The following is a 13,688-nucleotide window of genomic DNA, read 5'->3' as shown; positions in this document are numbered from 1 at the left end:
TACATCTGATCGTTTTGCTGTTCGGAACCCACAGGGTTTGTGGGAATTTATCTAAATACAAATTAGGAGGAAATATGGAACACTTTGTTTTTGGAAAAACGCCGATCGTACATATTGGCATCCTTGTTGAGAATATTGAGAAAACAGCCGCGGCATATGCTGATTTTCTAAAGGTTCCGGTTCCGGAAATTTCGATAACAGATTCTTATGCCAAGTCTAAAGCCACCTATCGCGGTGCTCCGACAGAGGGCCGCGTCCGGCTGACAAATTTTCAAATCGGCCCCAATTTACTCGTGGAGCTTTTAGAGCCCACAAAGGAACCGAGCGAATGGCGCGCTGCGCTGGATGCAAACGGAGAGGGCTTCCACCATATTGCGCTGGAAGTTGAAAATTTGGAGGACGCGATTGCGGCGGGACAGGACGAAGGCTGCAAGCTTGTGCAGTCCGGCCAGTGGGATACCGGCCGCTATGTGTATCTCGACGCGTTTGAAACGCTGAAACTGGCCATCGAAATCATGGCGCCGCGCTCTGCGGAGGAGGAAACCGAGAATTCGGACTGATACCGAGCGTTTGGGGAGAACGGAAAGACGTTCCAAGAGGTGTACCTTTTGGAACAATACATTTTATGGAAAAGCAGCTTCTGAGAGGCTGCTTTTTTTGTGCTTCTTGGCCTTTCAAAATGGTACAGAAATTCGAACAGTAATGTTTTTCAGTTAGTTAAAGGGCAGCGGCGGCTGCCTTTTCAAAATATTTTTTATTAAGGAGAGAACAACTATGAAAAACGCAAAACAAGTTCTGGCGTTGATCCTCTGTCTTGCAATGCTGCTTGCCGTTGCAGTCGGATGTTCGCAGTCAGAAAGCAAAGATCCTTCCAGCGAGACGCCTTCCGCGTCTGATTCCAGCGCGGCACCTGTCGGAGACGATTCTTCTGCATCGGACAGCTCTGAGTGGCTTAGCGGAAAAATTACATATATGGCAGCTTGGCCTACCGATGCGCAGGATGTAAACTGCAGATGCATCAAAACGCTGATGACAAAGTTTTTGGAAGCAAACCCGAATGTGACAATCGAGGACAACTCCATTGCGCATGACGATTTCGTTGTGAAAATCAAAGCGTTGATCGCGGCGGACGATCTTCCGACTGTCTGGTCTGCGCGCGGCGATATGATCCCTGCTGCTGTTGATGCAGAACTGATCTACAATAAAGATGAAATCTTTGCAACCTCCGGCGTCGACGGCTGGGAAGAGATGTTCATCGATGGTTCTTTCTCGGATTTCCTCTACAGCGATAAGTATTGGGCGCTGCCCGCACAGTTCTAGGGCTGCTCTTATCTCTTCTGCAACATGGACCTTCTGAAGGAATGCGGAATTGACAAGGCACCGGAAACCTAGAGCGAACTGCTCGATACCATTGCAAAAGTCAAAGAAAAAGGCATGATCCCGCTGGCAATGGGCAACAAATCGCAGCCTCCGGTCGGCGACTGTATCATGAGCTCTCTGTGCGACCGCTATACCGGCACGGACTGGTTCTACAGCATGAAAGAAGTCAAGGGCGCACGGTTCACGGACGATCAGTTTGTCAATGCGCTTAAAGCACTCAAGGAGTTGGTGGATGCCGGCGCGTTCAACGCAGACGCGAACTCCCTCGACGAAGACATGGGCCGTGCCTATTATGCAAACGGTCAGTCTCCGATGTTCTTCTCCGGCGCATGGAGCACCGACTGGATCGAGCTCAACTGCTCGGAAGAAATTATCAATGCGACAAAGCTTGTCCTCTTCCCGTCTGTTGACGGCGCAGTTGGCAAACAGAACGCTGTTTCGGGCGGCGCAGGTTGGGGACACGCAATCTCAAAAACTGTCGAAGGAGACAATTTCAAGGCAGCAGCAACCATGGTTTATTATCTGACCAACTACGACTATGCAACCGAAGCCTTGAAAGTGGGTTATGTCCGTTATCCGAGCAAAGCTCCGGAAGGCGCAGACTTCTCCAATGTCGGCCCGGTAACGCAGCAGTATCTGGATTCTCTGAGCAGCTCTTCCTTCTGCCCGGACTATTATGTTCTGATGGAATCCGCTCCGCTGGAGACCTACGGTGCGGTAATTCAGGAAATCATGATCGGCACAACAACGCCGGAGGATGGCGCAAAACGGATTGACGATGCTTACGAGCAGTATGTTGTCAATAAATAAATCGCTTCCTGAAACAATATAATCCTGTTTACAAAAAGGGTGGTTCGGAGTAATCACCCTTTTTGTATCAAATTGTGCCGAAGGAGGTCTTGCGGAATGAAACGAGGCTTGGTGTGCAGGCCGACAAAATTTGAGTTTGTAAAATTTTTGTTTTTGCCGATTTTGGTTTATCTGTTTGCGGTCGTTTCTCCGATTTTTGTCGGAATTTATTTTAGCTTTACGAACTGGGCTGGCGGTAAAAAAATCAAACTGATTGGTTTTGAAAACTACGCGACCTTAGTCAAAGACAGAGATTTTTGGAATGCGTTTTTAAATAACCTGCAAATTATCGCGATTTGTCTGGTCGGACAAATGCTTCTGGGACTTATAATCGCGATTCTGCTGAACAGCTCCTATCTGCGCCTGCGGAACGTGTACCGGTTTGTCATTTTCTTCCCGGTCATTCTTTCCGGCGTGGTGGTTGGATATCTATGGCTCATTGTTTATAACGGACAGTTTGGCCTTTTGAACGCCTTTTTGGAACTGATCGGGCGTTCTGACTGGATTCGGATGTGGCTGGACGATCCCAAAATCGTGGTCAACTCGATTTCCATGACCTATGTCTGGCAGTTTGTGGGACTCAACGTCGTCATTTTTCTGGCTTCCCTGCAAAATATTTCACCGGACATTCTCGAAGCGGCAGAACTTGACGGTGCAAGCGGTATGAAGAAGGTCCGCTACATTACGATGCCGCTGATGATGAATACCGTCAAGGTAGCGGCGCTGCTCACGATTTCCGGAAATATGAAGATTTTCGACCAAATCTGGATGATGACGCGCGGCGGTCCCGGAACTGCTTCGACCGTGCTGGCCATTCATGCCTATAAAATGTCGTTTATGGGAATGAAACTCGGCTACGGTGCGACCATTTCCATTGGAATCATGCTGCTTTCGCTGGTTCTGGTGCTGGTTTTCAACGTTTTATTAAGGAGTGAAAAATATGAATAATCTGGTTCTGCGGGATCGAATTAAAAATGGAATTCTGAAAACACTCCTGAATATTTTCTTTATTTTCCTAACGGTTTTCGCAATTTATCCGGTTTTCTGGATGATCTATTCCAGCCTAAAATCGGAAAAACAATTTAATACGGATATTATCGGATTTCCGACAGAGCTCCATTTTGAAAATTACGGCAGTGCAATTCGGGTCGGCCATCTGGACACCTATCTCTTTAACAGTATTTATGTGACAGCCGTATGCATGGTGCTGATTGTCGTGTTTTCCTTCCTGGTTGCGTATTTTGTCAATCGGTTTGAATTCCGCGGGCGCAAGATCATTTACTTCATGTTCATGATGGGTATGATGATTCCGGTGCATGGATTTCTGGTGCCGCTGTATATTCAGTTTTCGCGCCTGAACATGACCGATGCCTGGTACAGCCTGTTTTTGCCGATTACAGCGTTCAATTTGCCGCTCTCCATGATTTTAATTGAGAATTTCCTCAAGGGAATTTCCTTTGAAATCGAGGAATCTGCGCTGATTGACGGCGCGACACTTGGCCAGCGGCTTGCCTATGTGGTGCTGCCGATGTGCGCACCGATTATTGCGACACTGACCATTCTCAGCTGTCTGTGGGTTTGGAACGAGTATCCGTTTGCGCTGGTTTTGATTACGTCAGACAAGCTGAAAACGTTGATGCTCGGAATTTCGAACTTCAAAGGGGAACGCACCACGATGTATCCGCAGATGTTTGCAGCACCGACGATGGTTTGTATCCCCATTATCCTGGTTTATTCCATCTTCAGCAAACGGATCATGCAGGGAATGACAGCAGGTGCCGTCAAGGGATAATGGAATGACGTTTTTTCGGCTAAAATAAAACGTGACATTTCGGAAAAAGATATGCAAAAAAGCATGTTCTCCTTGACGAAATCCGTGAAACATGATATGATAGCGAAAACGATATAAAAAAGTTTTTATATCGTTTTCATGCTGTGCGTCATGAAAGTGATGGGAGGAAGAGAAGATGAACAAGGTTGGAATTTACTTTGCGTATTGGACGCGGGAGTGGCAGGCGAATTATCCGATGCATATCCAAAAGGTCGCTCGGCTGGGATTTGACATTTTAGAGGTCTGTACGGCGAATTTTGTCGATTTGGGAAAAGCAGAACGTCAGGAAATCCGGCGTGCAGCGCAGGATGCCGGAATCGAATACGCCAAACGGACGCTCGAAATGATCTCGGACATGGGCGGCAATACCTATGGCGGAATCAACTATGCCAGCTGGCCGGTACGGCAGCTGCCGAAGGATCTGACGGAAAAGGCGGACTACGTGGCGCGCAGCCTCGAAAGTCTTAAAAGTGTTCTTAAAACTGCAGAAGACTATGGCGTTCAGTACTGTTTTGAAATCGTGAACCGTTTTGAGCAATTTTTGCTCAACACAGCGGAAGAAGGCGCTGCATTTTGCAAAGCAACGGGAAGTCCGAACGCCAAATTGCTGCTTGACACCTTCCATATGAATATTGAAGAAGATTCCTTAGCCGATGCCATCCATACAGCAGGGTTCTATCTCGGGCATTTCCATATTGGTGAAGCGAACCGGAAGACGCCGGGCGTGGGACGGATGCCGTGGCATGAAATCGGGAAAGCGCTGCGGGAAATTGATTACCGCGGAGCCGTGGTAATGGAGCCGTTCATTGCGCCGGGCGGACAGGTGGGCGAAGATATCCGGGTATGGAGAGATCTGTCCAAAGGTGCGGATGAAGCGGAAATGGATGCGAAAGCAGGAAAGGCGTGCCGGTTTATGAAGGCAGTTCTGGAGAGCGCAGCGGAATAGGGATAAGGGTGAGAAAATGAAAAAATATAAAGTCGGGCTGCTGACGATGTCAGACGGCCGTCCATATCTGCATGAATTGCAGTACGAGATGAATATGGGATATCAAAAACGGATCCGGGAAGCGCTGGAAGCAACCGGAGAGATCGAAGTGGTGGAAGGCGAGGCGCCGATCAATTCGAATACGGCGGCGAAACGGGAAGCCTACCGGCTGCAGCAGGCCGGAGCGGAGATGACGATCTTCAACTATGCGATCTGGTGCTATCCGCAGTATACGGCAGCGGCGTCAAACTTTGCGCCGGGACCGTATGTGCTGTTCTGCAATCTGCATCCGTCAGAGTGCGGAATGGTGGGAATGATGGCGGCGTCCGGAGCGCTCGATCAGATCGAAAAGAGCCATACGCGGGTGTGGGGAAGCATCGACGAGACAGAAGTCCAGGATCGCGTGGTGCGGTATATCCGCGCTGCATGCGCCGTCAACCGTCTTAAAGGGCTGACCTACGGAAACTTCGGCGGACGGCCGATGGGCATGTATACGACGGTGGCCAATCTCGACGAGTGGCAGAAACGGTTTGGAATTGACGTTGAGAACGTGGAACAGTACGAAATCATGAAGGAAGGGGAGGCGGTCGAAGCGTCGCGCGTAACGGCAGCGCGGAAGTGGCTGGAAGCAAATGTGGGAAAAATCGCGTACAATGACAGCAACTTCACGCCGGAAAAGCTGGAAACGCAGATCCGCTCCTATTACGGGCTGCGACGGATTATTGAGAAGCGCGGACTGGACTTTATCGGAATCAAGGCGCACGGAGATCTGACGGACTGGTATGTGACGATGGATCTGGCGGAGGCGTTCCTCAACGACATGTACGATTGGGACGGACCGCATGAGCCGATTGTGGCGGCGACGGAATCGGATATGGATGGTGCGCTGACGATGCAGCTGTTCCAGCATCTGACGGGAAAACCGGTGCTGTTTGCGGATGTGCGGCACTATGAAAAGAGCGAGGATGTGTGGTTTTTCGGAAATTCGGGAACCGCGGCGACGTACTATGCAGGCAAGAGCGAAGATCCGAAAGAGAACCTGAAGCATGTGGCGTTCTATCCGGAATCGAAGGATTACCCGGCAGGCGGCGGAAGCGTGCATCATTTTGCGGCGCCTGGAAACGTGACGCTGGCGAGACTGGCGCGGAAGGGGAAGGACTACTATCTGACGATTGTACCGGGCGAGATTGTCCAGTTTGAGCAGGAAAAGATGGACGCGCTGGGCGCGAAGGCGACGCCGGCGTGGCCGGTTGCGTTTACGCGGATCGCCGCCAGTGCGGAAGAATTCCTCGAAAAGTATCCGTGCAACCACATTCACGGGGTATACGGCGACTATGTCGAGGAGCTGCGCACCATTGCGGAGATCCTCCACATGGACTGCCAGGTGATTGGGTAATCGCAAAAACCAATTTCGTATTTGCAAGAGGGCTTTTATGTGATAAATTAAATACCGAACAAATAGGAGGAACGACAATATGCAGTATCGTTACCGTTCTACAATGGGAGAGATCGCCGCAACCGAAAAAGGGCGGCGCGTTCTGCAAAAACATATCCGGTATGCGGAAATGATGCAGAATTTTGGAATGGTGTTTCGGCAGACACTGGAGGAAACACTGAATCCGCCGGTGTTCGGCATGACGCCGGAAAAAGCGGAAGCAATTCTTGCGGATTTGAACGGTCCGCTTGATCAGGTTGTCCCCGAAGCAGCAAGCCGGAAATCGCTCGATGAGATTGACCGCGAAAGCTTTCATGCCGGACGCGCGCCGTTTGACACCGAACCGGAGTGGGTAGATTTGACCCCGGGTGCGGCAAACGATGCGGACGATGCTGTGCAGATTTCGCTTGACGGAACGTGGGAGATGGTCAGCGGCGGAGAGACGAACGGCCGTCTTTGCGGCGCTTGGGACGGTGCGATTCCGGCGGTCGTGCCGGGCAGCGTACATAGCGCGCTCGTGAAGGCAGGACGCCTTCCGGATCCGACCGTTGGAAAGAACCAGATTTTAGCACGGGAAGAAAGCTTTAAAGTTTGGTGGATGAAAAAAGAGTTTTCCTGTGAAACGCCGATGCAGCAGGCCCGCCTCTTATTTGGCGGAATCTGCAACCGTTGCAGCATTTGGCTTAACGGCACGCTGCTTGGCGAACATGAGGGCATGTTCGGCGGGCCGGAATACGACGTAACGGCGTTGCTGAAAGCGCACAACACGCTGATTGTGAAGCTCGAAGCAATCCCCTTCCGTCCGGCGCCGGATGCGCTGATGCAGGATACGACGCCGAATCCTGCCAATAACGAAAGCTGGAAAGATACCGTTGTCTTTAACAATGTCTATGGCTGGCATTATTCCAACCTGCCCTCTTTGGGAATCTGGCGGAGTGTCTGTCTGGAAGCGGTTCCGGAAGTGGAAATGCCGGATCCGTTCCTTGCAACCGTAGATGCGGAGAATGGCGAAATGCGCCTGCAGGTTTCTTTTTCTGCGCGGGAAGGCGTTTTGGAAGCAGCCATTGTTCCGGACAATTTTGAAGGGGAATCGTATCGGTTTACCCGCCGGATTGTGATGGATGCGCCTGAGAAGAAGGCCGTTTATGCTTTCCGAATTCCAAACCCGAAACTCTGGTGGCCGAATGATCTCGGCGAACAAAATCTCTACCGCCTGGTTTTGCGGTTTACCCCCGCAAACGGGCGGGGAGACCGCAAGGAAATCCTGTTTGGCATCCGCACCGTAACCATGGAGCCGCTGCCTGCCGGTCCGCGTGAGGATAAATACAACTGGACCTTTATCATCAACGGCAAACCCTGCTTTATTAAGGGAACCGGATGGTGTACCATGGATCCGCTGATGGATTTTTCACGGGAGCGTTATGCGCGGCTGATCCATTTGGCACAGATGCAGCATATCCAGATGATGCGCGCCTGGGGCAGCGGAATGCCGGAAACCGATGATTTCTATGAGCTGTGCAGCCGTTACGGCATCCTGATCATTCAGGAATGGCCGACTGCCTGGGACAGCCATCTGCAGCAGCCCTATGCGATCATGGAGGAGACGATCCGCCTGAATACCCTGCGCCTGCGCAATTCTCCGGCGCTGGCCATGTGGGGAGCAGGCAATGAATCTCCGAATCCGTTTGGGGATGAAATTGACATGATGGGCAGATATAGCATTGAACTGGACGGAACCCGCCCATTCCATCGCGGAGAAGGCTGGGGCGGTTCCACCCACAACTACCAGTGTTGGTGGGGTCGCGAAGCTTTGGACTTTAACACAACGCTGACCTCCGACTTCTTCGGTGAGTTTGGGCTTGCCTGCGTACCGTGCTACGAATCCATAGCGCGCTACCTGCCGGAAGAGGAGCTTTCCTGTCCGCCGCCGCATGCCGGAGAAGTCTTTGCCTATCACACGCCGATTTTTGGAACCGCAGATGATATTTCCCGTTTGACGCAGTATGCGGGCTATTTCCTGCCCGAAACGTATGATATGCGGCAATTTATCTTTGCTTCCCAGCTTTCGCAGGCAACGGGAATCCGGCATACGCTGGAGCGTGCGCGTGTGCGCTGGCCGGATTGTGCCGGTGCGCTCTATTACAAAATGAACGACAACTTCCCGGCGGCTTCCTGGGCCTGTGTGGACTGGTACGGCGCGCCGAAAATCGGACACTATATTTTCCAGGATGCATTTGCACCGCTGCACGCCTGTGTTTTGCCGAAGACGCTGAACATGCGCGGAACGCCGACAACCTTTGAAGTGTTTCTGCTCGATGACGCGGATGCGCTTGCAGGGTCCAATTGGGAAGTCCGGATCGCGGCGTTTGATAAAACACTCAAATCCATCCGGGAGGCGTCCTTTACCGGAACCGGCAGCCTTGCGGCACCGGCTGCAGTGGGAGAACTGATGCTGAAATATTCGGAAACGGATACCTGTCCGCTTCTCTTGACAACCGAAGTCTGGAAGGACGGCGTGCTGGCAGACCGGACGTTCTACTGGTTCAACTTTGAAAACGAGAAGGGGTGCCTGTTTAAGCTGCCCAAAACAACGCTGACAATTTCTACAGAAGGCAAAGCGGTAACAGTGCGCAATACCGGAATGCTTCCGGCGGTCGGTGTAGAGCTTTCCAGACCGGGTTATGCAGATCAGTTTACCGTGTCAGACAATGTCTTCTGGCTGAATGCTGGCGAGAGCAAAATCGTTTCGGTCAACTGTGCAGATGGTATCACGGTTTCTGCTTGGAATGCGGAATGAAAACCATTTTTTCGTAAGGGGAAGCGCGTCTCCAGCATGTTTTTCCGGCGCTTTTTGCCCATTTCCGCTTGGCGGGTAGCCCGGTCACCTGCGTTTTTAAAATGACTTGAGAGTTTGTTTTTGGCAGGTGCAAGCCGCGTTTTAGCAGAAATGGCAGGGAAAAGCCCACAGAAAATTTTGTGGCAAATCCCCCAACTGGCGCAGTTCTGCCCGCCAGACCCCATATCCGCCTTTGTCAATCAGCGGCAGGATAAACAAATTGAAAATGGCCCTCAAAGCGGAAGTCTTTCCGGCTTTGAGGACCATTTTTTATTTGCGTGGGTTTTGGTTTGCCGGTTTTTAAAGAGTGGATACTGTTTTGGAAAAACGGAACCAGAATACAAGAAAAACCGAGAAATCAGGACGTTGCAAAAAATGAAACCTTGAAAAAAGCCCTGTGCCTCTCTCAAAACCCCATAAAAAAAGCTCCGCCTTTCTTACAAGGACAGAGTAACTGGAGAAAACTTATGCAGCCGATGGAGAAGAAGGCCCCTGAGCCTACGAGGACGCCCCAGAATGGCGGCGTCCCAGCAAGCGTTCAAATTTGGCCGGAACATTTTAGGTTTTGCAAAACGGCCTTTTTGGTGGACGTAAAAGCGTTCATCAATTGTTCGGTCTGTTCTTTGGAGAACTTGTTCTTGGCACAAAGATACAAGATCACCGTTTTGTCCACCTTTTCGGAGTAGAACGTCAGAAAACACCCCCTTTGATTTTTTGAAAATAGAAAACTTTTAAAAAAGTTATTTAATATTACCATACAAGGTGGGTGCTTGTCTATAGAATATAGAATAAAATTTCTACAAAAATGGCAAAACAAGGTGCAAATAGTTGTATTTTGCTTTTTTTGTAGGAAATTCCATATTGGCGAAAAAAGTCAGAAAAGATCAAACAGGGGGTATTTGCCAATGGGAACACGTTCAGTACGCAAATTGAAATGCACAAAGCCTGTCTGGCAAAGCGGCGGCAAAGGCGCGCGAAAAGCGACTGCACCAAAGTGGTCAGATCTGCATGGCGCCGAGCGCTTCTCCGACCGGTGCGTGCAGGATAAGATCCGCCCGATGGTCGGCCGGTGTTGCACTTTTATTGATCAAAACCAACCGGGATCCGGTGTAAAAATTCAGCAGCCCTGCAGCAGGATAGACTGCGAGAGAAGTACCTGCGACGATCAAAAGATCGGCGTTGGAGATTGCATTGGCTGCGCCGGTAAGCGTTTTTTGGTCGAGGCTCTCTTCATAGAGCACGACGTCGGGCTTAATCGTTCCGCCGCAGGGACATTTTGGAATGCCGGAAGCATGCAAAATCGTTTCTTCTGAAAAGGCGCGGTGGCATTTTTCGCAATAATTGCGCAGGACGCTGCCGTGCAGTTCATAAACGCAGCGGCTTCCGGCGGCCTGGTGCAGGCCGTCAATATTTTGGGTGATGATGGCGGAAAGTTTCCCGGCAGCTTCCAGTTCTGCAAGTTTTTTATGTGCTGCGTTGGGTTTTGCTTCCGGATGCAGAATTTTTTCCCGATAGAAACGGAAAAAGATTTCCGGCTCTTTTCTGTAAAAGGTATGACTCAAAATGGTCTCAGGCGGATAGGAATATTGCAGCCGGTAAAGGCCGTCCTCGCTGCGGAAATCCGGAATCCCACTTTCGGTTGAGACACCTGCACCGCCAAAAAACACGATGTGCTTGCTTTCTGCAATCCATTTTTGCAGCTGATCCAATCCGGAAATCATAACACCGCTTCCTTTCTTCCTTTAGTATACATCATTTTTGCCGCTTTGGGCTAGATGCAGGTATATTTTTTCTGCTTCTCAGAACAATACCGATAAAGAACGGCTGGGGAGGATGCAAAATGGCAGCAAACTGGAAAACCCTTTGGGCAAAACGGAAAAAGGTTTGGAAAATTTTTCGAAATCCGTGGCAGCGCGCACGGTTTCGATATCATCGGCAGTCGCAGAAACCACTTCTCAAAAATACGGTTCTTCTGGAGTCTTATGCCGGGAGCAGCATCAGCGGAAATGTCTACTATTTGTTGCTCGAATTGTTCCAAAAGCCGGAATATGCCCATCTTTCGCTCTTTGTAGCATCTTCCAGACAGGCACAGGCACATGTATGTGCAGAATTGCGGTACGCGGGCCTGCAGCAGATTCCGGTTGTGCCGATTCATTCGCGCCGGTATTGCAGGCTTTTAGCGCGGGCGGAATATCTGGTCAATAATGCGACGTTTCCAACGTATCTGATCAAACGCAAGGGCCAAATTTATCTCAATACCTGGCACGGAACGCCGCTGAAAACGTTGGGGAGGGATATCCGAAATGCGCCGAACGAACTCGGCAATACCCAGCGGAATTTTCTGATGGCGGATTATCTATTGTATCCAAACCGGTTTACATTTGAAATCATGCGCCGGGCGTATATGCTCGATTCCCTTTACCACGGGCAATACGTGCTTTCCGGATACCCGCGCAATGCGGTCTTTTTCCAGCCGGAACTGCGCCGTCGGATCCGAATGGCCTGTGGATTCGAGGGGAAACAAATTTACGCCTATCTGCCGACTTGGCGCGGAACGCTGCGCCGAAGGGATCCCGCGGCGGCAGATCGGATCGCCAATCTCCTTGCACAGCTGGACCGAACGCTTCCCGAAAACACTCTGGTGTTTACAAAACTGCACAATTTGGACCGCGGATCGGTTCCGTTTGCACAGTTTCAGCGGGTCAAGCCGTTTCCAGAGGACTATGAGACCTATGCATTTCTTGCAGCAACAGATTGTTTGATTACGGATTATTCCAGCGTCCTGTTCGATTTTGCCGTAACCGGCCGTCCGATTCTGTTATACTGCGAGGATGCTGCCGAATACGCTGCCGCGCGCGGAATGTATTTGCATCTGGAGGATTTCCCGTTTCCGCGTGCAGAGACGCCGGAAGCGCTGTGTGCGCTGATCCAGCAATGCCCGGCGCCGGCCTATCAGGAAGCCATGCGTCCCTATACGGAACGGCAGGATGCGGATGCTGCCGCACGGCTATGCCGCCTGGTATTCGGAGATGGTGTTGCGGAGGGAATGGAACGGATAGACGGCGATGCTTACGGAAGCGGCAAAGAACAAGTGCTGCTGTTTGCCGGATCTCTGCAAAAGAACGGGATTACCGCGGCGCTGCAATCGCTGCTGTCGCTGATCGATCGTGAAAAACGCGAAGTGATTTTACTTTTTCATGCGCGCGGTGTAGAAAAAAACAAATCGGCGATTATGCAGTTTTCAGCGTGGAACTACATGGTGATCCAAGGGGCAAAGGTGCTCTCCTATTGGGATTTGTTTTGCCGCGCGGTCTATTTTTACGGCAATCGGGAACCGTGGTGGGTACAAAAAAGCTTCGAACGGGTCTATCGTCGGGAAATCGATCGGCTGTTTCCGGGCTGTACGTTTTCAGCAGAAATTCACTACTCTGGATATGAACGGGAAATCATGCAGCTTTTTTCTAGAATGAAAGGGAAAAAGCTCATTTATCTGCACAGCAATCTGGCGGCAGAGGCGAAGCAGAAGGGAAATCTGCATCTGCCATCTGTGGAGACGGCATACCGGTGCTTCGACCGGCTGGTTGCCATCCGGGAGGGCATGCAGAAAGAGCTTTTATATCCGCAGGCGGCGAAAAAACTGGCTTTGGCGCACAATCCGATCGACGCTGCGGAAATCCGGCGGTGCGCGTTGCTTCCGCTGCGGTTTGATCCGGACACGGAGAGCACCCTTTCACAGGAAGCGTTACAGGCACAGCTAAAGCGTCCGGGCATACACCGGTTCATCAGTATTGCGCGCTTTTCTCCGGAAAAGCGGCTGGATCGCCTGATCGAAGCGTTTGAGCGCGTTTGCAGAACGACGCCGGATTGTTTTCTCATCCTGATCGGCGGCTATGGGCCTGCTTATGGAGAAGTCTGCAAACAGGCGGAACAGTCTGCCTGTGCCGCTAAGATTGCAATCCTCCGCTCTCTCGGCAACGTCTTTCCGATTCTTGCCGCGTGCGATACTTTCGTCCTGTCATCGGATTACGAAGGCCTTCCGGTTACAATTTTAGAGTCGCTTGTTTTGAAAAAAACAGTGCTTGCAACTGAAATTGAAGGGCCGCGCGCGTTTTTATCCCAGGGCTATGGCGTATTGACGCCGAAAACGGTCTCCGGACTTGCGGCCGCTATGAAAGATGCCGCAGACGGAAAATTACCGGATATGCGCACGTTTGATCCGGAAGCCTTTAACCGTCAGGCACTCCAGGAATGGGAAGCGCTGTTTGCAGAATCCTGACCGTGCCCGTTCTATTCCTTCACCCGGGAAATCTGAAACAAAAAACCGGAGCGTTCCTGCTTTTGCAGGAGCACTCCGGTTTGCAATATTTCCTTG

Annotated in this window: 11 protein-coding genes; 10 read left to right on the top strand and 1 reads right to left on the bottom strand. The window is 51.0% G+C overall.

Annotation, left to right across the window (positions count from 1 at the left end):
• Positions 1-74 precede the first annotated feature (74 nt).
• From IAG03_RS00480 to IAG03_RS00440, 9 genes are all read left to right on the top strand, one after another.
• Positions 75-560 carry a VOC family protein gene (locus tag IAG03_RS00480; RefSeq protein WP_249317693.1) on the top strand — a complete coding sequence of 162 codons (486 nt, stop codon included), beginning with the start codon at positions 75-77 and terminating at the stop codon, positions 558-560.
• A 214-nt stretch (positions 561-774) separates the two neighbouring features.
• Entirely contained in the window at positions 775-1,320 is a 546-nt protein-coding gene (locus IAG03_RS00475) for a type 2 periplasmic-binding domain-containing protein (RefSeq protein ID WP_249317692.1), read from the top strand.
• A 114-nt stretch (positions 1,321-1,434) separates the two neighbouring features.
• Positions 1,435-2,190: a type 2 periplasmic-binding domain-containing protein gene (locus tag IAG03_RS00470; protein ID WP_249317691.1), complete on the top strand. Its 756-nt coding sequence runs from the start codon at positions 1,435-1,437 to the stop codon at positions 2,188-2,190.
• Positions 2,191-2,286: 96 nt separating this feature from the next.
• Positions 2,287-3,177: a carbohydrate ABC transporter permease gene (locus IAG03_RS00465; protein ID WP_249317689.1), complete on the top strand. Its 891-nt coding sequence runs from the start codon at positions 2,287-2,289 to the stop codon at positions 3,175-3,177.
• Positions 3,170-4,021 carry a carbohydrate ABC transporter permease gene (locus IAG03_RS00460; RefSeq protein WP_249317687.1) on the top strand — a complete coding sequence of 284 codons (852 nt, stop codon included), beginning with the start codon at positions 3,170-3,172 and terminating at the stop codon, positions 4,019-4,021. Before IAG03_RS00465 ends, IAG03_RS00460 begins: the two co-directional genes overlap by 8 nt.
• A gap of 175 nt (positions 4,022-4,196) precedes the next feature.
• Entirely contained in the window at positions 4,197-5,006 is an 810-nt protein-coding gene (locus IAG03_RS00455) for a sugar phosphate isomerase/epimerase family protein (RefSeq protein WP_249317686.1), read from the top strand.
• 16 nt (positions 5,007-5,022) lie between these two features.
• A complete protein-coding gene (locus IAG03_RS00450; RefSeq protein ID WP_249317685.1) occupies positions 5,023-6,441 on the top strand; it encodes an L-fucose/L-arabinose isomerase family protein in 1,419 nt (472 codons plus the stop codon).
• Between the two features lie 79 nt (positions 6,442-6,520).
• Complete coding sequence (locus IAG03_RS00445) at positions 6,521-9,277, top strand: glycoside hydrolase family 2 protein (RefSeq protein WP_249317683.1); 2,757 nt, start codon at positions 6,521-6,523, stop codon at positions 9,275-9,277.
• A 120-nt stretch (positions 9,278-9,397) separates the two neighbouring features.
• Positions 9,398-9,703, top strand: a complete 306-nt coding sequence (locus IAG03_RS00440; RefSeq protein ID WP_249317682.1) for a hypothetical protein — start codon at positions 9,398-9,400, stop codon at positions 9,701-9,703.
• A gap of 611 nt (positions 9,704-10,314) precedes the next feature.
• Here IAG03_RS00440 and IAG03_RS00435 read toward each other — a convergent pair.
• Positions 10,315-11,037, bottom strand: coding sequence for an NAD-dependent protein deacylase (locus IAG03_RS00435; RefSeq protein ID WP_249317681.1), 723 nt, complete (start codon positions 11,035-11,037; stop codon positions 10,315-10,317).
• Between the two features lie 119 nt (positions 11,038-11,156).
• Here IAG03_RS00435 and IAG03_RS00430 point away from each other — a divergent pair, with 119 nt between their 5' ends.
• Entirely contained in the window at positions 11,157-13,592 is a 2,436-nt protein-coding gene (locus IAG03_RS00430) for a CDP-glycerol glycerophosphotransferase family protein (protein WP_249317679.1), read from the top strand.
• Positions 13,593-13,688: the final 96 nt, after the last annotated feature.

It is taken from the genome of Yeguia hominis, assembly GCF_014384705.1.
GTDB lineage: Bacteria > Bacillota > Clostridia > Oscillospirales > Acutalibacteraceae > Yeguia > Yeguia hominis.
The sequence above is the reverse complement of the archived record's forward strand: the minus strand, read 5'-3'. Positions and strand labels throughout refer to the sequence as shown.

Excerpts from the sequence above, each read along its gene's own strand:
- IAG03_RS00435 (WP_249317681.1), bottom strand. The coding sequence starts at position 11,037 with ATGATTTCCGGATTGGATCAGCTGCAAAAATGGATTGCAGAAAGCAAG.
- IAG03_RS00470 (WP_249317691.1), top strand. The coding sequence starts at position 1,435 with ATGATCCCGCTGGCAATGGGCAACAAATCGCAGCCTCCGGTCGGCGAC.
- IAG03_RS00480 (WP_249317693.1), top strand. The coding sequence starts at position 75 with ATGGAACACTTTGTTTTTGGAAAAACGCCGATCGTACATATTGGCATC.
- IAG03_RS00460 (WP_249317687.1), top strand. The coding sequence starts at position 3,170 with ATGAATAATCTGGTTCTGCGGGATCGAATTAAAAATGGAATTCTGAAA.
- IAG03_RS00475 (WP_249317692.1), top strand. The coding sequence starts at position 775 with ATGAAAAACGCAAAACAAGTTCTGGCGTTGATCCTCTGTCTTGCAATG.
- IAG03_RS00445 (WP_249317683.1), top strand. The coding sequence starts at position 6,521 with ATGCAGTATCGTTACCGTTCTACAATGGGAGAGATCGCCGCAACCGAA.
- IAG03_RS00450 (WP_249317685.1), top strand. The coding sequence starts at position 5,023 with ATGAAAAAATATAAAGTCGGGCTGCTGACGATGTCAGACGGCCGTCCA.
- IAG03_RS00430 (WP_249317679.1), top strand. The coding sequence starts at position 11,157 with ATGGCAGCAAACTGGAAAACCCTTTGGGCAAAACGGAAAAAGGTTTGG.
- IAG03_RS00465 (WP_249317689.1), top strand. The coding sequence starts at position 2,287 with ATGAAACGAGGCTTGGTGTGCAGGCCGACAAAATTTGAGTTTGTAAAA.
- IAG03_RS00455 (WP_249317686.1), top strand. The coding sequence starts at position 4,197 with ATGAACAAGGTTGGAATTTACTTTGCGTATTGGACGCGGGAGTGGCAG.